Annotated in this window: 17 protein-coding genes; 9 read left to right on the forward strand and 8 right to left on the reverse strand. The window is 51.0% G+C overall.

The window, feature by feature from the left end:
- The first annotated feature begins 320 nt into the window (after positions 1-320).
- The 4 genes from ACTTKA_RS05995 to ACTTKA_RS06010 all read left to right on the forward strand — a co-directional run bounded on the left by ACTTKA_RS05995 (position 321) and on the right by ACTTKA_RS06010 (position 6135).
- Positions 321-3260, forward strand: a complete 2940-nt coding sequence (locus ACTTKA_RS05995) for a triple tyrosine motif-containing protein (RefSeq protein ID WP_442724323.1) — start codon at positions 321-323, stop codon at positions 3258-3260.
- Between the two features lie 38 nt (positions 3261-3298).
- Entirely contained in the window at positions 3299-4678 is a 1380-nt protein-coding gene (locus tag ACTTKA_RS06000; RefSeq protein ID WP_442724324.1) for a tetratricopeptide repeat protein, read from the forward strand.
- A 63-nt stretch (positions 4679-4741) separates the two neighbouring features.
- On the forward strand, positions 4742-5416 hold the full coding sequence (locus ACTTKA_RS06005; RefSeq protein ID WP_442713101.1) for a DUF2461 domain-containing protein: 675 nt from the start codon (positions 4742-4744) through the stop codon (positions 5414-5416).
- Complete coding sequence (locus tag ACTTKA_RS06010; RefSeq protein ID WP_442724325.1) at positions 5413-6135, forward strand: hypothetical protein; 723 nt, start codon at positions 5413-5415, stop codon at positions 6133-6135. Before ACTTKA_RS06005 ends, ACTTKA_RS06010 begins: the two co-directional genes overlap by 4 nt.
- 54 nt (positions 6136-6189) lie before the next feature.
- Here the strand turns inward: ACTTKA_RS06010 and ACTTKA_RS06015 are convergent, their stop codons facing one another.
- Positions 6190-6963, reverse strand: coding sequence for a hypothetical protein (locus ACTTKA_RS06015; protein WP_442724326.1), 774 nt, complete (start codon positions 6961-6963; stop codon positions 6190-6192).
- A gap of 46 nt (positions 6964-7009) precedes the next feature.
- On the reverse strand, positions 7010-7645 hold the full coding sequence (locus ACTTKA_RS06020; protein ID WP_442724327.1) for a hypothetical protein: 636 nt from the start codon (positions 7643-7645) through the stop codon (positions 7010-7012).
- A gap of 390 nt (positions 7646-8035) precedes the next feature.
- Here ACTTKA_RS06020 and ACTTKA_RS06025 point away from each other — a divergent pair, with 390 nt between their 5' ends.
- Genes ACTTKA_RS06025 through ACTTKA_RS06035 form a run of 3 tightly spaced genes read left to right on the forward strand, consistent with a single transcriptional unit; the run spans position 8036 to position 11310 of the window.
- Positions 8036-8428 (forward strand): acyl-CoA thioesterase, encoded by a 393-nt coding sequence (locus tag ACTTKA_RS06025; protein ID WP_046825580.1) that lies wholly within the window; start codon positions 8036-8038, stop codon positions 8426-8428.
- A gap of 23 nt (positions 8429-8451) precedes the next feature.
- On the forward strand, positions 8452-9564 hold the full coding sequence (gene dprA / locus ACTTKA_RS06030) for a DNA-processing protein DprA (RefSeq protein WP_442713097.1): 1113 nt from the start codon (positions 8452-8454) through the stop codon (positions 9562-9564).
- Between the two features lie 6 nt (positions 9565-9570).
- Complete coding sequence (locus ACTTKA_RS06035; RefSeq protein WP_442724328.1) at positions 9571-11310, forward strand: sulfatase-like hydrolase/transferase; 1740 nt, start codon at positions 9571-9573, stop codon at positions 11308-11310.
- 214 nt (positions 11311-11524) lie between these two features.
- Here ACTTKA_RS06035 and ACTTKA_RS06040 read toward each other — a convergent pair whose 3' ends face one another.
- Positions 11525-12328 carry a LytR/AlgR family response regulator transcription factor gene (locus tag ACTTKA_RS06040; RefSeq protein ID WP_442724329.1) on the reverse strand — a complete coding sequence of 268 codons (804 nt, stop codon included), beginning with the start codon at positions 12326-12328 and terminating at the stop codon, positions 11525-11527.
- Between the two features lie 3 nt (positions 12329-12331).
- Positions 12332-13024 carry a LiaF transmembrane domain-containing protein gene (locus ACTTKA_RS06045; RefSeq protein ID WP_442724330.1) on the reverse strand — a complete coding sequence of 231 codons (693 nt, stop codon included), beginning with the start codon at positions 13022-13024 and terminating at the stop codon, positions 12332-12334.
- A gap of 179 nt (positions 13025-13203) precedes the next feature.
- Here ACTTKA_RS06045 and ACTTKA_RS06050 point away from each other — a divergent pair, with 179 nt between their 5' ends.
- Positions 13204-14565, forward strand: a complete 1362-nt coding sequence (locus ACTTKA_RS06050; RefSeq protein ID WP_442724331.1) for a TrpB-like pyridoxal phosphate-dependent enzyme — start codon at positions 13204-13206, stop codon at positions 14563-14565.
- Between the two features lie 306 nt (positions 14566-14871).
- Here the strand turns inward: ACTTKA_RS06050 and uraA are convergent, their stop codons facing one another.
- From uraA to polA, 3 genes are all read right to left on the reverse strand, one after another.
- Positions 14872-16158, reverse strand: a complete 1287-nt coding sequence (gene uraA / locus ACTTKA_RS06055) for a uracil permease (RefSeq protein WP_442724332.1) — start codon at positions 16156-16158, stop codon at positions 14872-14874.
- A 25-nt stretch (positions 16159-16183) separates the two neighbouring features.
- On the reverse strand, positions 16184-16813 hold the full coding sequence (gene upp / locus ACTTKA_RS06060) for a uracil phosphoribosyltransferase (RefSeq protein ID WP_124752099.1): 630 nt from the start codon (positions 16811-16813) through the stop codon (positions 16184-16186).
- 81 nt (positions 16814-16894) lie between these two features.
- Complete coding sequence (gene polA / locus ACTTKA_RS06065) at positions 16895-19699, reverse strand: DNA polymerase I (RefSeq protein WP_442724333.1); 2805 nt, start codon at positions 19697-19699, stop codon at positions 16895-16897.
- 89 nt (positions 19700-19788) lie between these two features.
- Between polA and ACTTKA_RS06070 the strand changes: the two genes are divergently transcribed.
- Positions 19789-20763: a polyprenyl synthetase family protein gene (locus tag ACTTKA_RS06070; RefSeq protein WP_442724334.1), complete on the forward strand. Its 975-nt coding sequence runs from the start codon at positions 19789-19791 to the stop codon at positions 20761-20763.
- 28 nt (positions 20764-20791) lie between these two features.
- On the opposite strand, the gene ACTTKA_RS06075 is transcribed toward ACTTKA_RS06070, so the two are convergent.
- Entirely contained in the window at positions 20792-21277 is a 486-nt protein-coding gene (locus ACTTKA_RS06075) for a VanZ family protein (RefSeq protein WP_442724335.1), read from the reverse strand.
- Between the last annotated feature and the right edge of the window lie 53 nt (positions 21278-21330).

The raw sequence follows: 21330 nt of genomic DNA on the forward strand, positions 1-21330 counted from the left end.
ATCGAGCCGAGCAGCGGATCTATTGTGTCGCTGTCATAAGGTGGGCAGAAATATCCGCCGCATCCTAAATAAACGTTATAGAACGTCAACTATAAACATGCAACTATTCCGTGTATTATGCGGATTGTCACTTAAACTCTATCACAAAACTATTTCAAAACAAGATAACTTAGTAAAAAAGCAGCTTTGCTTTGAAGCAGCTCCTTTTTTGTTTAGGCGATGGCTATAGTCTTTCTTCTAACAATTGTTATCGAAAATTTTCATGGTACCTTTTCCCTTCTTTTTGCATTTATCGGGAAATCGATTACATTTGCATGACCATGAGCAGACGAGACATTTTACGACGAATCGGTCGGCGCCGGTCTTCGACCCTGTGGGAACGTTCGGTACGCATCGCACGAATAGCTGTCCTGATATGGGGGGGATGTGCGCTCGTTGTCGGAGGTGTTTATGCACACAATATTCCTTTTGTACCCCCGGTCTACAACTACACAACGGCCATGTACGGAGGAGGGAACCAGAATTGGGCTGTGGCGCAGGGTGCCGACGGGGTGATGTATATTGGCAATAACAACGGTCTGCTGCGTTTCGACGGAGTCAACTGGGAACTGCACCGGTTACCGAATCATTTATCTGTTAAGTCGCTTTTTGTCGATACGGCTGCGCGACCCGAACGCATCTATGTCGGGTCGTTCGAAGAGTTCGGATATTTTACTGCCGACGCCGCCCACCGCCTCACGTATCATTCGCTCAAACCGCTTGTAAAGGATTATCTTTTCCGCAACGACGAAATCTGGACGATTCATAAAGTCGGGACGGTCATTTACTTTCAATCTTTCTCCTCTTATTTCGCTTATCGTCCGGCGGAGGGTTCCATTCGCTACGCCCGTCCTTATCCGGCGCCGCTTTATTTCTTCGAGGCCGGCGGAGAGCTGGTCTCGCAACTGATCGATGACGACTTTTACCGATTTAACGAGAATGGCAAGACAGAGCGATTTTTCGGGCGCGAGGAGGTGGGCGACGACGATATTGTTTCGGTACTGCCTTTCGGCAGGGAGTGGCTGCTCGTTTCGTCGCAGCATGGATTCTTTATTTTCGACCCGGGAACGCGTGCCATACGCCCGTGGTCGACGGATATCGATGCCGAACTGCGCACAGCCATCGTCAACCGTGCGGTCTGTACACACGACTCGACTTACATCGTCGGTACGCTGAATAAAGGATTGTTCGCCATCGGTCGAGGCGGAGCGAAGCGATGGCATCTTCATCGGCAGAACGGATTGAACAACAATACGGTGCTCGGGCTGTTCGTCGATCGCGATCATCATGTATGGGCTGCGTTAGATAATGGTATTTCCCTTGTTCATACGCGATCGGAATTGTCGTTCTTTCAACCGGACGGCATTCAGTTGGGTCTGGTAGAAGAGATGCTTTTTTACGACGGCAGGCTCTATCTTGCCACCAATCAGGGGGTCTACAGATCATCAGGGGTAAACGGGCAGATGGACCGGCTGCCGGGCTTCGATACGCAATCGTGGTTTATCCGTTGCTTCGACGGACAGATGATTACAGGTAATAACCGCGGCACATCATTCATCCGTAACGACCGGAATCTCCCCCTTGAAACGAGCACGGGTGGGATGGATATCCGTCAGGCGCGGCTGCATGAGCAGGACGTGCTGATCGAGTCGACATACACTTACCTGTCCGTCTATCGCCGGAACGAGGCCGGCCGCTGGATGTTCGCCCGACAGATTGACGGGTTCTACGACCTGATCCATCACCTTGAGACAGACCATACCGGAAATATCTGGGCCGGACACATGTATAAAGGAGTCTATCGGCTGCGACTGAACGATTCGTTGAGCACCGTCGTCGAGACAACTTATTTCCCCCATTTACATCCTGCCGACAGCACCCCGGCACACATCCGCGTGATGAAACTGCGCGGGCGTATCGTCTTCTCCGACGGCCGACATTTTTATACTTATGACGACATTGACCGACGGATCGTGCTCTATGAGCAACTCAACACACAACTCTGCGGACTGGAAGACGTCAACCGCATGACCGCCATCAACGACAGTCTGTACTGGTTCGTGTGCGACGGCGCTTATGCGCTTGTCGGGCTGCGCGACAATATCTATCGTCTGCGCGAAAAAATTCCGTTTGCCATTTTGAATCATCCGCCCAACAGCGGACGCGGTAACGTACATGTGACGAACGATGGGGTATCGTATCTTTGCCTCGACGGTGGTATCGCACGATACATGCCGCAATCGGGTATCCCTTTCCCTCCGAAAACGTTACGCCTGCATGCCGTGTCGGCCTACAATCGCAGGAACGACCAGCGTCAGCATCTGTCGGTCGATGTACCTCCGGCTCCGATCGATTATGCGTTCAATCATCTGACGTTTGCTTTTCAGTACCCCGATTTCTCGCGGAAGGCTTTCCGGACAGAGTGCCTGCTGGAGCCATACGACACACGATGGATAACTACCGACGATCACCGTCGTATCGAATATGCCTACCTGCCTGCCGGTGAATATACATTGCGGGCGCGTGTGCTCAACGATCTTGGAGAGGAACTTTCGGTTCTTTCCTACTCGTTCCGTATCCAAAAACCGTGGTATCGGACGTTCACGGCCGACGTCGGCTATCTGCTTCTCGCGATACTGCTGATGTTCTTTTTTATCCGGCTGTACACACGTCGTGTAATGCGCAAACGCAGCGCGTTATTCGAACAGCAGGAGAAGGAACGGATGGCACAGCTCGACCGGCAGGAGAAACTGATTACAGCCTTGCGCAACGAACGGCTCGAAGCCGATCTGACTCACAAGGGCAAAGAACTGGCAGGCGCTACGATGAACATCATCAACCAAAAAGAGTTTCTCAATAAGTTGAAACACGAGATACAAGCTGTAATTCTCCGGGGGAAGATGAATAAGAACGAAGGTCACAAACTCCTCGCACTTATCGACAGCAACCTCTCGGACGAAGACGATTGGGTACTGTTTCAGGAAAATTTCGATTTGATTCACGAAAATTTCTTCCGCCGACTGCAGGAGCAGTATCCGGTGCTGACCCCGACCGACCTTAAGCTCTGTGCCCTGCTCCGCCTTAACTATTCCTCGAAAGAGATCGCGAACATGCTGAACCTGACGATTCGAGGAGCCGAAGCCGCACGCTATCGCCTGCGCAAGAAGCTGAACTTGCCCGAAGAAGTCAACCTTGTTTCTTTTATGATTGATTTCAAGTAAGTTTTTCGTATGTTTGTCGTTAAAAAAATATCTTTATCATGAAAACAAGATCAATACTCTGTTCGCTGCTTGTTCTCGTTGCCTGCGAGGGCATAGCGCAGCATGTCGCTTTACAGGAACTTGTCGATAAACGGCGATATGCCGAGGTCATGGCGTATGCGGCCACCCTGCAACCGACCGACACGGCCGATTATGCCACGATGTATGCCATCGGCCAGGCTTGCGAGGGGATGCTCAAATACCGCGATGCCTACCGTTATTATCGGCGCTGTCTGGCCATCGACTCGACCCGGACGGATCTGCTGGCAACGGCTTCACGCATGGCTGCGAATCTGGGTAAAATCGCGGAGGCGGAAACGTATCTGCAACAACTGCGCGCACGTGATACGACCGACTTTTACGCGAACTATCAATTGGCCCGGCTCTATGCCCAGCAGGGAGAATATCCGAAAGCTATCGGACGGTATGAGTTTCTCCTGCGACAAGACCCCGAAAACTCGGTACTGATGCGCCTTATCGGTGATTGTTACAACCGGATGGACTACACCGTTTCGGCTTTTCGATACTATCTGAACGCTTTTCGAAGGGAGCCGGAAAACGCGTCGTTGGCAGCCTCGCTGTCTAATCTGTTGCTGTTGCTTCAAGAGCCGGAAGAGGCAGTGGCCGTCTGTGACACGTCTTTACGATATCATCCCCAAAGCCGTTTGCTGCTTCAGAGCAAAGGACTTGCACTGTTTACCATGCAGAAATACGCACAGGCCGATACGGTTTATTCCATGCTTATGGCACAGGCCGACAGTTCCTACAATACGTTAAAGTACGGAGGGTCGGCCAAATATTATGCCGGTCAATACATGAAGGCGATCGAGCCGCTCGAGAATGCTTACCAAAAAGATACGACATCCGTCGAGGTCTGCCTGTTGCTCGGTTCGTCGTTGGGACGTACCTTCGACCGTAAACGGGCGTTCAAATTGTTCGACAAGGCCGAAGTGCTCATGCAACCCTCACCTGCCTTAGTCGATATGTTGATACGGTTCCGGGCCGAAACCCTTGATCGTGACAACCAGCATGACAAGGCGAACGTGCTCTATTACCAACTCTGGACCGAGAGTCAGCGGTTCGATATGCTGGGATGCATCTGGCAGCGATACCGAACCTCTAAGATGGCGGAACAGTCTGACGACTATCGCCGGCGCGCCCTCTTCATCAACATGCTTTTCGCGACCGAATATCTGAAAAGGCCGGAGCGCAGGAAAGATCATCTGGTTTACCTCCGTTCGCTGCTTTCGCAGTTTCAGGAAGAAATGTTTTTCCGTAGCGTGAAACAGTTGCCGACGCTCGCCCCCGACGGTAAAAAAGGCGTCTGCACGGAGGAGCAGTTGCAGACCGTGATTCGGCAACTCCCCGAAAAAGAGTAATACACTCGGACAGACATTCCGGATTTTTACACTATTTTTGTCGGACAGATAAACGACAGACAGATGAATAGAGCACTGTTTGAGTTCCTCCGGGAACTTCAGGAAAACAATAACAGGGAATGGTTTCAGGCCAACAAGAAACGGTATGATGCTTTGCATGCCGCTTTCGTCGACCATGTGAGGCAACTGATCGACCGTATCACCACGTTCGATCCCGAGATCGGCGGGCTGGATGCCCGGAGTTGCGTGTATCGCATCTATCGGGATCTGCGTTTTTCGCAGGATAAAACGCCTTACAAAACTCATTTCGGAGCGTATATGACCGGTTTCGGTGGACGTACCAGTCCCTACGGCGGCTATTACATCCATCTTGAGCCGGGTAAACCGTTTCTCTCGGGAGGCGTATGGTGTCCTGCTCCGGCTATGCTTAAGCAACTACGAAAAGACCTGTTCGATAATATGGACGAGTTTCTCCAAATTTACGAAGACCCGAAGTTCAGAAAAGTATTCGGTGAATTAGAAGGCGACAAACTCAGCCGGATGCCGCAAGGTTTTCCCATCGAGGCTGAACACGGTGAGATATTGAAATATAAGAGTTTCGTCGTGTCGAGTGTCAAAACGGAGGCGTTCTTCTGTGCCGACGACTGGATAGATCGCACCGTCGAGGATTTCAAACTGCTACAGCCGTTCAACCATTTTCTGAATTATACCATCGGCGAGTTTTTCGGGAAAGCATGAAACGTTTTTTGAAGCGTCTGTATCGGTATCTCTTCTGCCGTAAAGGTTACGGAGTTCATTCGCCATTCGTCTTCGATTTGATTACCAACGTGCTCGAAGAACGACACGGGTACTATGCCTATACCGAACTGAAAGCTGCCCGTCTGATGCTGCAAGATGCTGCAAAGATGAAAAATAAAAATGCAGCCAAGTGTCAAAGCCTTTCCCGGCATGAATGCGAGTGGCTCTTCCGGCTGGCGAATCGTTTCAAACCATGTCGCATTATCATGGTCGGGAGCGGAGCGGGACTGATTCCGCTCAGCCTGACGAGCTATGCTTCGGGGGGGATACACGGCATTGCCTTGGAGCAGGATGCCGTGATGGCCGATATGGCGCGGAGCTTGCTGCGTGAGCGGGCCACATCGCCTGTCGAAGTCCGTTATGAGACATACGAGGTTTCGTTGCCCAAGGCACTCGCTGAATTCGGACATCCCGATTGCATCGTGCTCGATGGAGCAGCAAGCGGATTATCCGCTCTGCTCCGATGCTGTGCCGACTATATCCATGAAGATACCCTGCTGATCGTCCGGGGAATCGACGCTTCGCCGGAGACAAATGAAGCGTGGCGAACGGCTTGTGCCTTTCCGTCCGCCACAGTCAGTATCGATGCGTGCACATGGGGCATTGTCTTTTTCCGTCCCGGTCTGCCCCGGAAAACATTCAGGCATGTTGTGTGTTGAATCTCTCGCGTGCCTTTGTCTTCCGTCTTTACGATACCATTCGTTTCGTCTTCGTTAAAATCTCAATCGACCGTTGTACATCCAGTGTTCACGGGAGTTGAGGTAACGAATCTCGACATTATCGTGTGAAGTGATACAGGCTTTTGTTTCTTCCGTTCTTTTTTCTCTTACATCGGTAGCCAGTATTTTGATGATTCCATCCATAAAACCGGCCTCACCACGTGTTTTCTCAATACGCAAGGGTACCTCGATCGTATAATCGAGTTGGAGCTTGGGCGATTGGATACTCAACAGCGTACCCTCTCCTTCGATTTTGCGCGACGCGCCTTTTCCGAAGTGAATCTTCCACGAGCAGGAATATTCGAATTCCCTGTCCCGGTTGTTATGACGGGCAACGCTCCATGTATTTCTGTCTTCGTTTTTAATCTCGAATTCGTAGATGATCCGTTGCTTTGCCGACGAAGAAGATAAGTCACGCACCGTCCATGTGCCGGGAGCATTGAGATTGTGTCCGTTCGTTCGGATAGACATGTGCATTTTATCTTCAGAAAGGTGCCGAAGCGTCCAAGTGTTTTCTTCTTCGCCACGAAGTATTTTTACGTTGTTGAAATAGAGCTTGTCGACCGAGTCGCGTTTGGCGAGGTCCGTCTGCGAATAGTATTCGTTGAAACGATAGGCGTATTCGAGCATGGTCGCGTATTTTTCCAACACATTATACGTATAGTCGAACGCTACACGGCCAGGATGAGTTCTGCGCCGGCTTTCATCGTAATATACGCAACTGCACGTCATGCTCAGTAGAGTCAGACTTAAAAGGAACTGTTTCATTTTCATAGTTGTGTAAGTATATTTGAATATTTAACCACTGTTTTTTTCAGAAACGATAACCTGCACCGGCCTTCAGGAAGCCCATCGTTCCGTATCCGATTTCCCAAGATCCGAAAAGGTTACGTCCGAAGGATACCCCGAAGAAAGTGAGCTGTCCGGTTACAAACGTTCGATGAGAGTATTCGCGCATGCCAAACTCTCTCTCGCTTTCCATGCCAAATCCCAGTCCGAACCCCGAATAGAGACGCACGACAGGACGGTTGAGGTAGATGAAACGTACCGTCGGATAGAACGCGAAACGGTGTTTACGGTAAGTATCATCAATCAAGAATGATTCACTGACTCTGCGATTTTGAAAAACCCCTGAATAGGAAACATTAAGACCCACTGCGAGCCATCGTTTCATCTCCTGTGTGTAGGAGAGCGAAAGTGCTTGTGTGTAATGGCGCTCGTCATACGTATATCGTCCCTGATTATACCGGTCGAGTGGTGTCCGCCACCAATTCGGATAGTCATGACTCTCCCACCACGATGGAGAAGAAATTTCGACTAATCCCCACCCGAATGCCACTTCGCGTTGGGGATGGAAGGCGGATCGTCTCCTTTCCGGCAGATCATCTTGCGCTCGCGTACTCATCGCCAATACAGCGAGGCAAACAAAACATAACATTTTCTTCCTCATAAGTTCTTTTCTAATTTACAACATTATATGCAATAATTTCCACACTAAAGTGCGGCAAAATTATTTCTTTTTTATTTCTGTAAAAAAGTTTCTATCTTTATAGACGGAAAAAACATGCGAAACGTTGCTGCGAAGCGATTTTTTTAAACTGATAAAAAAGATGACAGGAAGAAGCTGCCATACAGATACGATATTTATTTGTTTCTAAAGAGGTTTTATCGTTGAAAGAAACATGAGGAGCCTCTTTCGTCCAAATGCCGGAATTTGCAGCTGAAGATCCTGTCACCTGCAAGATAATAATGTATAAAATGGTTAAAGTCAAACGGTAGGGATTTGTATGTTCACATAATATACCTACCTTTGCCCGTCCGTAAGATAATAAATAAGGACATGAAGGAATATATTTTCAAGCTGGAGATGAAGGTGCGTGACTACGAATGCGACTTGCAGGGCGTGGTGAACAATGCCAATTACCAGCACTATATGGAACATACGCGTCATGAATATCTGGAATCGCTCGGCGAAAACTTCGGAGAGATGCACGAGAAAGGACTGGATGCGTTCGTGGCGAAGGTAGAGATCAAATACAAACATTCTTTGCGAAGCGGCGACCATTTCGTGTCGTGCGTAAATCTCAAACGCGAAGGTATTAAGCTCGTATTCGAACAGGATATTTACCGGAAGTCCGATGGGATTCTGGCTGCATCGGGACGAGTGGAGACCGTGATGGTACAAGACGGGAAACTGACTCGTGGCGAGTACTTCGACCGTCTGATTCATTAAGTTCTGTTTGTCCCTTTTCCATAATGACGGCCGATCACACTGCCCTGATTGCTTTGACGATGCTTCAAGGTGTCGGCGATGTGTTGGCGCGTGCGCTGTTACAATATTTCGGGACAGCTGAGGAGGTATTTACTTCGCATCGGCGGATATTGGAGAAAATACCGGGCATTGGCGAATATACGGCCCGGCGGATCGATGAGGGGAAAAACGATGCCTTAAAACGGGCGGAGAAAGAAGTCGCTTTTATCGGGAAAAAGAATCTTCGGGTCTATGCTATCACGGAGAATGACTATCCGAAGCGTCTGCGCGAATGTCAGGATGCTCCCGTCGTTTTCTATTACAAGGGCAAGGCAGACCTGAACGCAAAGAAGATCATCAGTATCGTCGGGACGAGACGCGCAACAGATTACGGCCGGATGCTGACCGAACGATTAGTCAGAGAGTTGGCCGAAGTGTATCCTGATTTAGTTGTTGTCAGCGGATTGGCGTACGGCATTGATGTTTGTTCGCATCGCAGTGCCTTAAAGAACGGCTTGCCCACTGTCGGTGTTCTGGCACACGGGTTAGACCGGATTTATCCTGCCGGACATCGACATACCGCGGCCGAAATGCTTGAACAGGGCGGGCTGCTGACCGATTTTCCCAGTGAGACAAACCCTGATCGCGAAAATTTCCTGAAACGTAACCGGTTGATTGCCGGATTGGCTGATGCGACGATTGTCGTCGAATCGGCAGAGCGTGGCGGAGCGCTTGTCACGGCTGATATCGCGTGTTCATACGGGCGCGACGTCTATACCTTTCCGGGACGGACGACCGACGAGTGTTCGGCTGGATGCAACCGAATGGTCCAAACGAACAAAGCCGGCCTGATTACTTCGGGACAGGATCTGATCCGCGCCCTTTGCTGGGACACCGAAGCAACCGGTCCAAGCGTTGAAGGACAGTTGCGGTTGAAACTTGAGAGACCCGATCACCCGATTGTAAAAATACTGGCCGACGAAGGCGAGATGCAAATCAATGAGCTTGCCATGGCGATAGACCTGCCGGTGTATCAAGTAACTCCGATGCTTTTCGAACTCGAACTTGCCGGACATGTCACCGCTTTGCCGGGAGGGATATATAAATTAACAGATTAAAGACAGATGAAAAAGTTTTATCAGACAATCAAGGAGCGTAAGTTACAGATATTCTTCTTAATGTATATCCTGCTACTCGTTCCGTCCATGAGCCTGATTGCTCAAAATATACCGGCCAAAACGCTGATTTCCGGTTTCCTCGTAAGTTTCGGACTGCTGTCCGTAGTCTTCATCCTCTCTTCGTTCATGACGACGAAAGGGATTCGTATATTCTATTCCATTCTATTGGCAATTACCATCATACCGAGTACGATTCTGCTCAGTTACCTACTGATTGCGAATGTGTTGCTTTCGGGGGGGACGATTACTTCGCTTTTCGAAACGAATCCAGACGAGGCCAAGGAATTTATCACCTATGTAAACCCGTGGATTGTCATGGGGGTTGCGTTGTATGTACTGTTTCCCATCGTGATGATTTTCAAGATGAAACAAGTCGTTTTCCACCGTGTGGGAAAGCATAAAAACGCCTTTTTTACCTGCGTATTGCTGTTGTTGTTATTTTTGGCTATCGAGCCGGTGGCACAGCGCATTTATTTCGTCGACTTCTATCGCGTCTTCACCGATTACAAACGGCAGAGAGTGCGCGAAGAGAAAGAGATCGCAGAGCGCCAGACACTTCCTTTCGATGTGAAAATGCTCCCCGAAAAAGCGCCTCAAACGTTGGTTGTTGTGATCGGTGAATCGCATACCCGGCATCACATGTCGCTCTACGGCTACGGCAGGGATACGAATCCACTGCTGTCGGAGCAGAGAAGCGGGCTGAAAGTCTATCGTGATGTCGTTTCGCCGCAAGTGCATACCATTCCCGTCTTGCGAGCCGCGTTGACCTTTGCCGATCATGAGCATCCCGAGAAGTTGACGGAGCAACCGTCACTCTTCGAATTATTCAACCGTGCGGGATACGAAACATACCTGATCAGCAATCAGCCCTTCGAAAACTCATCCTCTAGCTACGAATCATTGCTGAGGCTGGCCCAACATACAACTGACCTTTCACGACTGAACCAACCGGATGGCGTGGTGCTCGAGTCGCTGAGACAAGCGTTGCACGAACAAACGGACAAACCCAAACTTATCGTGTTGCATCTGATGGGAAGCCATATCGCATATAAATACCGCTATCCCGAAACTTTCGAGCATTTCAACCATTTGCATCATCCCATCGGGCGTCACGACATACAGCTCACCGCTGATGCCAAGACGGTGATCGACCAGTACGATAACTCGGTACGTTATAACGACTATTTACTCGCATCGATGATTGACATGCTAGCGAGCGAGAAGAAGACATCGGCCATGCTCTATTTCTCCGATCATGGCGAAGAAGTATATGATTTGCGTGAATTTGCCGGTCACGCTTACGAAAAAATCTCCTCTTACATGTGTGAGATACCCTTCATCCTATGGATGTCGGACGAGTACAGGCGACGGAGAAGCGATCTTGTCTTCGATACGAAACGTCCCTATTCAACCGTAGACGTATTGTACAGTCTTTCGGATTTGGGAGGGTTGCATTATGTAGGATATGACACGAGCCGAAGTCTTTTTTCCACGCAATTCGCACCCCGTCCGCGGATAGTGGGCGAAATACCATACGAATCGGTGGTCGATATGACTCGTGAGGTGCAGCAAAAATATAGCCGGACTATGGCATCGAATACATTCTTCGACAGTCTGAATAAAGAATGGAAACAGATTAAGAGCTTATCCGATAAGGTACTCTCTTCTCCTCGGGCAGAAAAATGAAACAGATATAAAAAATTAAAGGCTATCTCACGACAGCCTCTAACCCACTTTGTTAACCTTAAATCTAATACTATTATGAAAAAACCACGATGCAAAGATACAGTCATGCCTCTTATCTGTCAAGAATAAATGAGTTAAATAATCACAATAAAAGCGATTAAAAGATATAAAAAATGTTTACGCCCATACGAGAGGTAATCGCTGTACCCATTTATCATAACTGTAACTGTTTCTTTAATACTTTATAACCGCTTAAACTCACTTTTAATGGCGTTCCGTTTTTCAGTTTGACTTGATAATGCTCTTTGCCGAAAAGTTCGATCCGCGCGATGTATTCCGTATTCACGATACAGGAGCGATGAATCCGTACGAACTGGCGGGCGGGTAAATGTTCATCGAAATATTTCATAGTTTGCTCTTTCAGATACTCCCCCGAAGCAGTAAAAATCGAAACATAGTCACCACAAGCTTGAATATGGGAGATTTCGTCGACGGAGATCAGGTGGATGCGTGTGCCGTTTTTCACGGAGATACGTTCCAGCCAATCTTCGGCAGGAGGAGAGAGGACGACGGTTTCGACGGATTCTTGGACTTTTTCTTCTTCGGCTTCGGTCGCGAGGCGCACAAAGCGCAGTTTGTCATACCACATCAATAGGATCACCCAGCAGAGGGCACCGAACAAAACGCGGAACGGAATCGTTGCCTGAAAAGCGGGAACAAACCATTCATTTCGCCACAGAGCACTGAGGACCGATACAGCGCCGACGGTAACTGCCTGCACGCACGTCACCCACAGCAACGCCGCAACAAGCTGCCTGCAACCGGTCATATACCACGTGGCAAATCCTGCGGCCGCCCCGATCGATACGGACAACAACGCGTCCGCGATGGCTTCGGCAGGGCTATATCCTGCTGTCCAAACGAGCAGTGAGGCTTGCAGGACGACGTGAAGCAGGCACAACGTCAGCGTTGCGACCTTATTCGCGACGGAGGTGAAGATCGGATGTCCCGTATCCATCGGTTAGCTTTTGATCTCAACTCCGCTAAACAGCACCGAGCCTCGTAATACGACCGTATGTTCGGGGGCTGTATCCGGACTGAAATGCGGCCGTTCGTCTTCGCACGAACCAAACACGGAGCTCACTTGCAACTGAACGTTCCACGAGTCGGGTACATATAAAGTAATCCCACCGAAAGAACAATCGATATCAACAAACGTTTCGCGCGCTTCAAGGCGCGTACGGCGCAAATCGATTTCTATTCCGCCGAACACGTTGCGTAAGTCGCCTCCGCGGAATACAGGATCAAGCACCACAGTCTTCGCTCCGCTAAAAAGAATGTTCGAACGCACGAAACCGTCCGAGATGCTCGCATTTTTCACGCGGTCTCTTTGGTATGGCGCATCTTTTCTGCGTTGCCGGAGCAGCAAGCCTATGCCGATCACGATCAAAATCACAGGCCAGAACATGTGCAGTTGCGAGAAGCCGATCACTCCGAAGCGAGGCAGCAGCAGCACGCCTCCGATCAACATCAGTATGACTCCCCGCACATATTCACGTTGAAACAGCTGGATCATCCCCAGTGCGATGAGGATCATTTGCCAGGAGGCAATGAATTGAAAAATGCCGTGATTGATTATTCCTGTGTTCTTTACTAAAAAAACGAGACCGGCCAGGATCAGTAACACCGGTACTCCCCAATTTTTTCTTTTCATAATTCCAAACGATTGATAAATGATGGCAAAGATACGGATAAGAGACGCTTATCGGCAAGTCTTTCCCGACGGATTGCACCTCCCAATCGACGAATACCGACGGGATACCGACGAAATTTGAACATATCAACCTTTTTTTGTTCCTTTGTCATCTCAGAACAAATCAGAAACAGAAGTTTATGAACACGAAGAAATTTTTATTGCAGGAACAGGACATTCCCACGGCATGGTACAATATCGTAGCAGATATGACCACGAAGCCGCAACCCATGTTGCACCCGGGCACGAAGGAGCCGGTGAAGCCGGAAGACCTCTACCCGCTCTTCGCCCGCGGCCTAGCGGAGCAGGAGTTGAACGTGACGGACACATGGATCGAAATCCCCGAGGAGGTGCGCGACCTCTACAAGAACTGGCGCCCCACGCCGCTCGTCCGGGCCTACGGGCTGGAGCGCGCGCTGGACACGCCGGCACATATTTATTTCAAGAACGAGAGTGTTAGCCCCGTCGGCTCGCACAAGCTGAACTCGGCCATTGCGCAGGCCTACTTCTGCCGAAAGGACGGCGTGACGAACATCACCACCGAGACGGGCGCGGGCCAATGGGGCGCCGCCATGTCATACGCCGCACAAGCCTTTGGGCTGGAACTGGCCGTCTACATGGTCAAGGTGAGCTATAATCAGAAACCTTACCGGCGCTCTATCATGCAGACGTTCGGTGCGCAAGTGATCGCCTCGCCGAGCATGAGCACGCGCGCAGGACGCAAGATATTGACGGATCACCCGACGTATCAGGGCAGTCTCGGCACGGCGATTTCCGAAGCCGTGGAGCTGGCCATGCAGACGCCGAATTGCAAGTATGTCTTGGGCAGTGTGCTCAACCACGTGGCGCTCCACCAAACGGTAATCGGGCTGGAGGCGGAGAAGCAGATGGAGATGGCGGGCGAATATCCGGACGTGGTGATCGCATGCTTCGGCGGTGGATCGAACTTCTCCGGGCTGTCGTTCCCCTTCCTGCGACATAAGTTGACCGAGGGGCGCACGCTGCGTGTCGTAGCCGCCGAACCGGCCTCTTGCCCGAAGCTGACGCGCGGCCGCTTCCAATATGACTTCGGCGATGAGGCGGGTCACACACCGCTCATCCCTATGTACACGCTCGGCCACACGTTCGCTCCGGCACACATCCACGCCGGCGGACTGCGTTACCACGGCGCGGGCGCCATCGTCAGCCAGCTGAAGAAGGATGGGCTGATGGACGCCGTCGACATCCCGCAGCTTGAGACGTTCGAGGCCGCCCGACTCTTCGCCGAGACGGAGGGCATCATCCCCGCTCCCGAGTCGGCTCACGCCATCGCCACTACGATCCGTGAGGCGAAGGAGGCGAAGGAGGAAGGCAAAGCACGCACGATCCTCTTCAACCTTTCGGGTCACGGGCTGATCGATATGGCTGCCTATGACCTGTATCTGGCCGGCGACCTGACCAACTACGAACTTCCCGACGAGGAACTGAAGAAATCAACCCAAAACTTGGAACAGATTATTTAATTACGAATTACGATGCCCGAAAGGCGTAATCATACTTCCCTATGCCAATAATACAAAATTATGTATTTGCATATATTTGTGTCTATTTGCGTTCGGGCATCATAATCCGTCATTCGTAATTATTCGTTCTTGACTACTTTGCTACTTCTTTCACTTTCTAATATCATTCAGAGGGTCAGCGATGAATCTTCTCTTTCCTTTTCGGGGCAGGATTCCTCACTGAATTCAGAATGACAAAAAAAGGTATTCGTCAGCATTCAGGAAACGAACAACCAAAGAAATTAACCTTTAAACGCCCGAAGGGCTTTAACAATGGTCCGGTTCATCCGTATCGTTGGCGATGCCGAGACGGTCGATCAGGTAGAAGAGTCCGCCGAGGAACATACCCGTGATCGTTGCCAGACACATGCCCGTCAGCTTCACGTTGCCTATCTGGATGTACACGCCCGACAGTCCGACAACGAAGACGAGTGCCGTCATTGCAAGGTTACGTCCTTTGGCATAATTCACCTTGCGGTCTACCATCAAGCGGATACCTGAGGCACCGATCATCCCATAGAGCAGAAAGCTGATACCGCCCATCACCGGAGCGGGGATGGAATTGATGAGCGCTGACGCCGGGGCAAAGAACGCCAGCAAAATAGAAAAGACTGCCGCTCCGCCGATCACCCAGACACTGAACACTTTCGTGATGGCCATCACGCCGATATTTTCGCCATATGTTGTCGTCGGCACGGAACCAAAGCATCCTGAGAGGGCTGTTGATATCCCGTCGGAGAAAAGCGTGCGATGCAATCCGGGGTCTTTCAGCAGGTCACGTCCAACGATCTCGCTCGTCACGACCTGATGTCCGATATGTTCGGAGATCACCACCAAAGAAGCCGGAATAATGATGAAGATCGCTCCCGGACTGAATCGGGGGAACACGAAATTCGGCCATGCGAACAGCCCGGCCTGCGTCACTTCCGTAAAGTCGACCAGCCCGGCGAAGAACGCGACAAGGTAGCCCGAAACGATAGCGATCAGAATTGATATGGCGGCGGCGAAGCCACGGAACAACACTTGTCCCAGCACGGCAATGGAGATTGTCACCACAAAAACGACCACAAACAAGGGGTTGATTCCGGTGTACGTCTCGGTCAGTACGAGTCCGCCGTTTTGTGCGGCCGTTCCGGCCAGTTCGAGTCCGATAAGCGCCACAACAGGCCCCATGGCGGCGGGTGGTAACACGATATCGATCCATTTCGTGCCTGCAAATTTGATCAGGATCGCCACAGCGCAGAAGATCAGTCCGGTGACGACGAACCCGCCTAAAGCATAAGGATAACCAAAGTCGGGATTACTGATAAGCAGCAGAGTGGGAGAAATAAAGGCAAAACTCGAACCGAGGTAAGCAGGCGATTTTCCTTTCGTTATGGCAATAAAGATCAGCGTGCCGACTCCGTTCATTAACAGCACAATGGCTGCATTGATGCCAAAGAGCCACGGCACTAATACCGAGGCGCTGAACATGGCAAACGTATGTTGAATACTTAGCGGGATACCTTTGAGTAAGGGCACACGCTCCTCTACCTGAATAATTCTTCCGGACATAAAGGCGTCTTGTGTTGCGACGGAATTATTTGGTTCCGAAAATACGGTCGCCGGCGTCGCCGAGGCCCGGCAAAATATAAGCGCTGTCGTTCAGGCGTTCATCGAGCGAAGCCGTGTAAATATCGACGTCGGGGTGATCGGCCTGCACGCGCCGTACCCCTTCGGGGGCAGCCACAAGGCACATCAGGCGGATGTTCGTACAACCTTTCTCTTTCAGCATCTTGATCGCGTCGGACGCGCTTCCTCCCGTGGCAAGCATCGGATCGGTGATGATGACCATGCGATGGTTGATGTCTTCGGGCAGTTTGCAGTAGTAGAAAACAGGGTTGTGCGTTTCGTGATCGCGATAGAGACCGATATGTCCAACCTTCGCCACCGGAAGGAGGTTCAACAACCCGTCGACCATGCCCAAGCCGGCGCGCAGGATCGGCACGATGGCCAGTTTTTTGCCCGATATTTCATGCGCTTTTGTGCGCATCATAGGTGTTTCGATTTCGATCTCGGTCAGCGGAAGATCGCGGGTCACCTCATAACCCATCAACATAGCGATCTCTTTGAGCAGATCGCGAAAATCTTTTGCACCCGTGTTGATATCCCGTATTCTCGTCAACTTATGCTGAATCATGGGATGATCGATAATATGCAGCTTGCTCATGTTTGTATCGTTTTTTGAAAACTGAGGCAAAGGTACGATTTTTTTTCATTCCCCATCGTGCGTTACGTATGGAATCGTATCCTATCCGTGTGCTTCGAGCCAGTTTTTTCCGATGCCGCAATCGGCAACGAGCGGCACACGCAGTTGCATAACACCCTCCATCTCTCGCAGCACAATTTCGCGAACACGATCAAGTTCATCGTGACACACGTTGAAGTTCAATTCGTCATGTACCTGAAGGATCATCTTGCTCCGTAACCCTTCCTCCTCAAACCGGTGAAAAATCCGTACCATGGCCATTTTGATGATGTCGGCAGCGCTGCCCTGTATCGGTGCGTTGATCGCGTTGCGTTCAGCGTACCCGCGCACCACGGCGTTGTGCGAATGGATGTCGGGGAGGAAACGTTTCCTTCCGCATATCGTGGTGACGTAGCCACGCTCCTTGGCCAAGCGGACACTCTCGTCCATGTAGGCGCGCACATCGGGATACGTTTTGAAATAGCCTTCGATGAGTTCTTTCGCTTCGGCGCGCCCGATATTCAGCCGTTCGGCCAGTCCGAACACCGAGATGCCGTAGATGATGCCGAAGTTGGCTGTTTTGGCCTTGCGACGCATCTCGGAGGTTACCTCGGCGTCGGCTACTCCGTAGATCTTCGCCGCGGTGGCCGAATGAATGTCGGCGCCGCTGCAGAATGCTTCGATCATGTGTCTGTCGCCACTCAGGTGCGCCATGATACGCAGCTCGATCTGCGAATAGTCGGCCGAGAAGAACACGCCGTCGGCCTGATCGGAGATGAAGGCCTTGCGGATGTCGCGCCCCAACGCTTCGCGGATAGGGATGTTTTGCAGGTTTGGATTCGATGAACTGAGCCGACCGGTCGAGGCGACCGTCTGATTGAACGAAGTATGGATTTTGCCCGTCTCGGGATTGATCAGCTCGGGCAAGGCGTCGATATACGTGCTCAGCAGCTTTTTCAGGCCGCGGTAGTCAAGGAGTTTCCCGACGATCGGATGACGGTTGCGCAGTTTCTCCAGAATACTTTCGTTCGTGCTGTAACTGCCTGTCTTTGTTTTTTTCGCTTTTTCTTCAATATGGAGGCGGTCGAATAAAATCTCTCCAACCTGCTTGGCTGAATTGATGTTAAATGCCGTTCCGGCCAGCTCATGGATTTCCTTTTCCAGCCGGCCGAGCGCTTCGGTAAGTTCCTCGGACGATTGCTTCAAGGCTTTCGTGTCGAGAGTGACACCGCTCAGCTCCATATCGGCCAGTACATAGATCAGCGGCATCTCGATATCGCGGAACAGCGCATCGAACCCGCCGTCCAAGAGTTGCGGAGCGAAGAGGTTCTTCAGGCGCAGCGTGACATCGGCGTCCTCAGCGGCGTATTCGCTGACCTTCTCCACCGGCACATCGCGCATCGACAGCTGTCCTTTGCCGCGTGCACCGATCAAACGGTCGATCGGAATCGGACGATAACGCAGATACGTCTCGGCCAGATAGTCCATGTTGTGCCGCAACTCGGGATTGAGTAAGTAATGGGCGATCATCGTATCGAACAGGGGACCTGTCACCTGTATGCCGTAACGCCTGAGCATCAACAGGTCGAACTTGATATTTTGCCCCACCTTCTCGATAGCGGGATGCTGCAAAGCCTCGGCAAACGGAGCGATGATCCGCTTCGTTTCTTCCGTATCGGCAGGCAAAGGCACGTACCATGCTTCGTATTCGTTGATGGCGAACGACATTCCGACAAGGTGCGCCGTCAACGGATCGACCCCGTCTGTTTCCGTATCGAAAGCGAACGACGATTGAGAGCGGAGCAATCGCGCCAGGTCGTTCCGTTTCGCCTCCGTGTCGGCCGTGAAGTAGGAATGTGGAGTAGTCGTCAGATCGGCCAGATCGGAGACCTTCACTTCTTCCGGATCCGGCTGCGTATCTACCGGCGATGTTTGCCCCGTGTCGTCGCCGAATAAGGAGAGTTGTTGCATGACCGCCGTGCCTTTCTCGGTGTGTTCTGCTGTGGGGACATCGTTTAGTTTGTTCAGGAAAGCGCGGAACTCTAATTCGACGTAGATTTCGCGAAGACGCTCTTTGTCCACGTCTTTGCGCTCGCACGTCGCAGCCTCGAACGAGATTGGGACATCGGTCACGATGGTGGCCAGAAACTTCGAGAACCGGATCTGCTCCGCGTTTTGTTCCACTTTCGTCTTTAAGGCACCTTTCAGCCGATCGGTGCCCGCCAGTAATTCTTCGACGGAGCCGAACTCGGCGAGTAACTTCTGCGCGGTCTTTTCGCCCACGCCGGGACAGCCGGGGATGTTGTCGGAACTGTCTCCCATTAGCCCGAGCAAGTCAACCATCTGCCCGACGGACGTCAGACCGTACTTCGTCAGCACTTCGGGCACTCCTAATGTTTCATAATCGCCTCCGAATTTCGGCCGGTACTGGAAGATATGCTCCGAGACAAGCTGCCCGTAATCCTTGTCGGACGTCATCATCAACACCTTGAATCCTTCCTGTTCAGCTTGCTTGGCGATCGTACCGATGACATCGTCCGCCTCGTAACGTGGCACTTCCAGCACAGGGATACGGTACGCCGCGATAATTTCGCGGATGTAAGGGATGGCGATGCGGATGTCTTCGGGTGTTTCCTCCCGCTGCGCTTTGTACGCTTCGTACGCTTCATGGCGAAACGTCGGACCCGGCGGATCAAAGCCGAAAGCGACATGCGTCGGATTTTCGCGCCGAAGGACATCTTCGAGCGTATTGATAAAACCGAAAATCGCCGACGTATTCATCCCTTTCGAATTCATTCGAGGATTTTTGATGAAAGCGTAATAAGAGCGGTAAATGAGCGCGTAAGCGTCGATCAAAAGTAATTTCATAAGGAGTGTGCTGTTTTTGGGGGTAAAAGTACGAAAAAACTTTTTCAGTCGGCACTTTTTCTTACTTTTGCATTCGGAAAGCAGGACTTATGATAGATAAAAGAAATATAGAGAAACCTGTCGCGGAGGAGTTCGGAATATTCCGCGAGAAATTCGCAGAAGCGCTTCACAGCGATATTGCTACTATACGCAAAGCCATCGAAACGGTATATCATTCGAACGGCAAGCATATCCGCCCGCTTTTGGTACTGCTGACAGCTAAGGCCTGTGGGTGTGTCACGTCGGACTCGATCCATGCGGCTGTGTTTCTCGAATTATTACATACGGCGTCGCTTCTTCACGATGATGTGGTGGACGATACCCGCCAGCGGCGGGGACTCCCCTCGATGAACGCACTCTTCGACAATCGCATAGCTGTGCTGATAGGTGATTTTATCCTCTCCGAAGCACTCGTGCGGGCCACGCAGACGGGGCAGGTGCAGATCGTCTCCATTATCGCGTCGCTCAGCCGCCAAATGGCCGAAGGAGAAATCAAGCAACTGGAAAATGCGAAAGAGCAGATACTGAAAGAAAAAGATTACCTGATTGCGATTGAAAAGAAAACATCCATGCTGCTCTCGGCCTGTACCGAGATTGGTGCGATAACGGCGCAAGCGACGCCGGAGACACAACAACAGTGCCGGGAGTTCGGCCGTTTGCTCGGCTATTGCTTCCAGATACGCGATGATATTTTCGACTACTTCGACGATCCTGTCGTCGGCAAGCCCAGCGGCAATGACATCCGCGAAGGGAAAGTAACACTGCCTCTGCTTTATGCCCTCGAATCGACAGACGAATCGACGAAAGCACCTTACCTGAAGATGATTCGTGGGCGAGATTTCTCGCCTGAAAATGTTGCGGCGCTGATCAACTTCGCGAAAGAACACGGAGGGCTCGAATATGCCATGTCGCGCATGATTTACTATAAAGAAAAAGCGGCGAATATCATCCGTTTATTACCCGACAACGAAGCGCGTGAAAGCCTGTTGCTCCTTGCCGACTATGTGATTGAGCGAAAGAAGTAAAGAGGGTGAAATTTTCTCTCAAAAATTTTTACCTGCAATTTTTATGTGTCGGTCTTTTGGAACGGCGTACCGACCGAATCAGAAAGAGAGCGATACAGAGTCCGATGGTAAATCCGGCAAAATCGATCCATACATCACGCAACGAAGGGCCACGACCGCGACCGAACAGTTGGATGGTCTCGTCGCAGACAGCCGTGAACAATCCTGCAAATAGGGGCCAGGAGATATGCGGCATCAGGCGATTCGTATAAACGCGTAACGTCAGCGTCAAGAAAAGCCCCAATAGCATAAATTCGTTCAAGTGAGCAAGTTTACGTACAGCATACACAGTGAACCGATAGTCGATACCCCAATGGCCGATCAGCCGGTTCAGCCACTCGGTGACCATCGCACTGCGCAGGCCGGATGCTTCGCCTCCCTGTAGCGAGTTCGTAAAGATAAAGACCGTTACACCGATCGTCAGCAGCGTGTATATCCAGCGAAACAGCTGTGTATGTTTACTTTTCTTATTCATCGTTTTGTAAAAAACAGTCGCAAAGGAAAGAAATAAAAGTCGTCGGACGAAAC

The organism is Tannerella sp. (assembly GCF_052170195.1).
Taxonomy (GTDB): Bacteria; Bacteroidota; Bacteroidia; order Bacteroidales; family Tannerellaceae; genus Tannerella.

What these genes read in the sequence shown, in the direction of transcription:
- ACTTKA_RS05995 (WP_442724323.1), top strand. Translation starts at nt 321, where the DNA reads ATGAGCAGACGAGACATTTTACGACGAATCGGTCGGCGCCGGTCTTCG.
- ACTTKA_RS06000 (WP_442724324.1), top strand. Translation starts at nt 3,299, where the DNA reads ATGAAAACAAGATCAATACTCTGTTCGCTGCTTGTTCTCGTTGCCTGC.
- ACTTKA_RS06005 (WP_442713101.1), top strand. Translation starts at nt 4,742, where the DNA reads ATGAATAGAGCACTGTTTGAGTTCCTCCGGGAACTTCAGGAAAACAAT.
- ACTTKA_RS06010 (WP_442724325.1), top strand. Translation starts at nt 5,413, where the DNA reads ATGAAACGTTTTTTGAAGCGTCTGTATCGGTATCTCTTCTGCCGTAAA.
- ACTTKA_RS06015 (WP_442724326.1), bottom strand. Translation starts at nt 6,963, where the DNA reads ATGAAACAGTTCCTTTTAAGTCTGACTCTACTGAGCATGACGTGCAGT.
- ACTTKA_RS06020 (WP_442724327.1), bottom strand. Translation starts at nt 7,645, where the DNA reads ATGAGGAAGAAAATGTTATGTTTTGTTTGCCTCGCTGTATTGGCGATG.
- ACTTKA_RS06025 (WP_046825580.1), top strand. Translation starts at nt 8,036, where the DNA reads ATGAAGGAATATATTTTCAAGCTGGAGATGAAGGTGCGTGACTACGAA.
- dprA (WP_442713097.1), top strand. Translation starts at nt 8,452, where the DNA reads ATGACGGCCGATCACACTGCCCTGATTGCTTTGACGATGCTTCAAGGT.
- ACTTKA_RS06035 (WP_442724328.1), top strand. Translation starts at nt 9,571, where the DNA reads ATGAAAAAGTTTTATCAGACAATCAAGGAGCGTAAGTTACAGATATTC.
- ACTTKA_RS06040 (WP_442724329.1), bottom strand. Translation starts at nt 12,328, where the DNA reads ATGGATACGGGACATCCGATCTTCACCTCCGTCGCGAATAAGGTCGCA.
- ACTTKA_RS06045 (WP_442724330.1), bottom strand. Translation starts at nt 13,024, where the DNA reads ATGAAAAGAAAAAATTGGGGAGTACCGGTGTTACTGATCCTGGCCGGT.
- ACTTKA_RS06050 (WP_442724331.1), top strand. Translation starts at nt 13,204, where the DNA reads ATGAACACGAAGAAATTTTTATTGCAGGAACAGGACATTCCCACGGCA.
- uraA (WP_442724332.1), bottom strand. Translation starts at nt 16,158, where the DNA reads ATGTCCGGAAGAATTATTCAGGTAGAGGAGCGTGTGCCCTTACTCAAA.
- upp (WP_124752099.1), bottom strand. Translation starts at nt 16,813, where the DNA reads ATGAGCAAGCTGCATATTATCGATCATCCCATGATTCAGCATAAGTTG.
- polA (WP_442724333.1), bottom strand. Translation starts at nt 19,699, where the DNA reads ATGAAATTACTTTTGATCGACGCTTACGCGCTCATTTACCGCTCTTAT.
- ACTTKA_RS06070 (WP_442724334.1), top strand. Translation starts at nt 19,789, where the DNA reads ATGATAGATAAAAGAAATATAGAGAAACCTGTCGCGGAGGAGTTCGGA.
- ACTTKA_RS06075 (WP_442724335.1), bottom strand. Translation starts at nt 21,277, where the DNA reads ATGAATAAGAAAAGTAAACATACACAGCTGTTTCGCTGGATATACACG.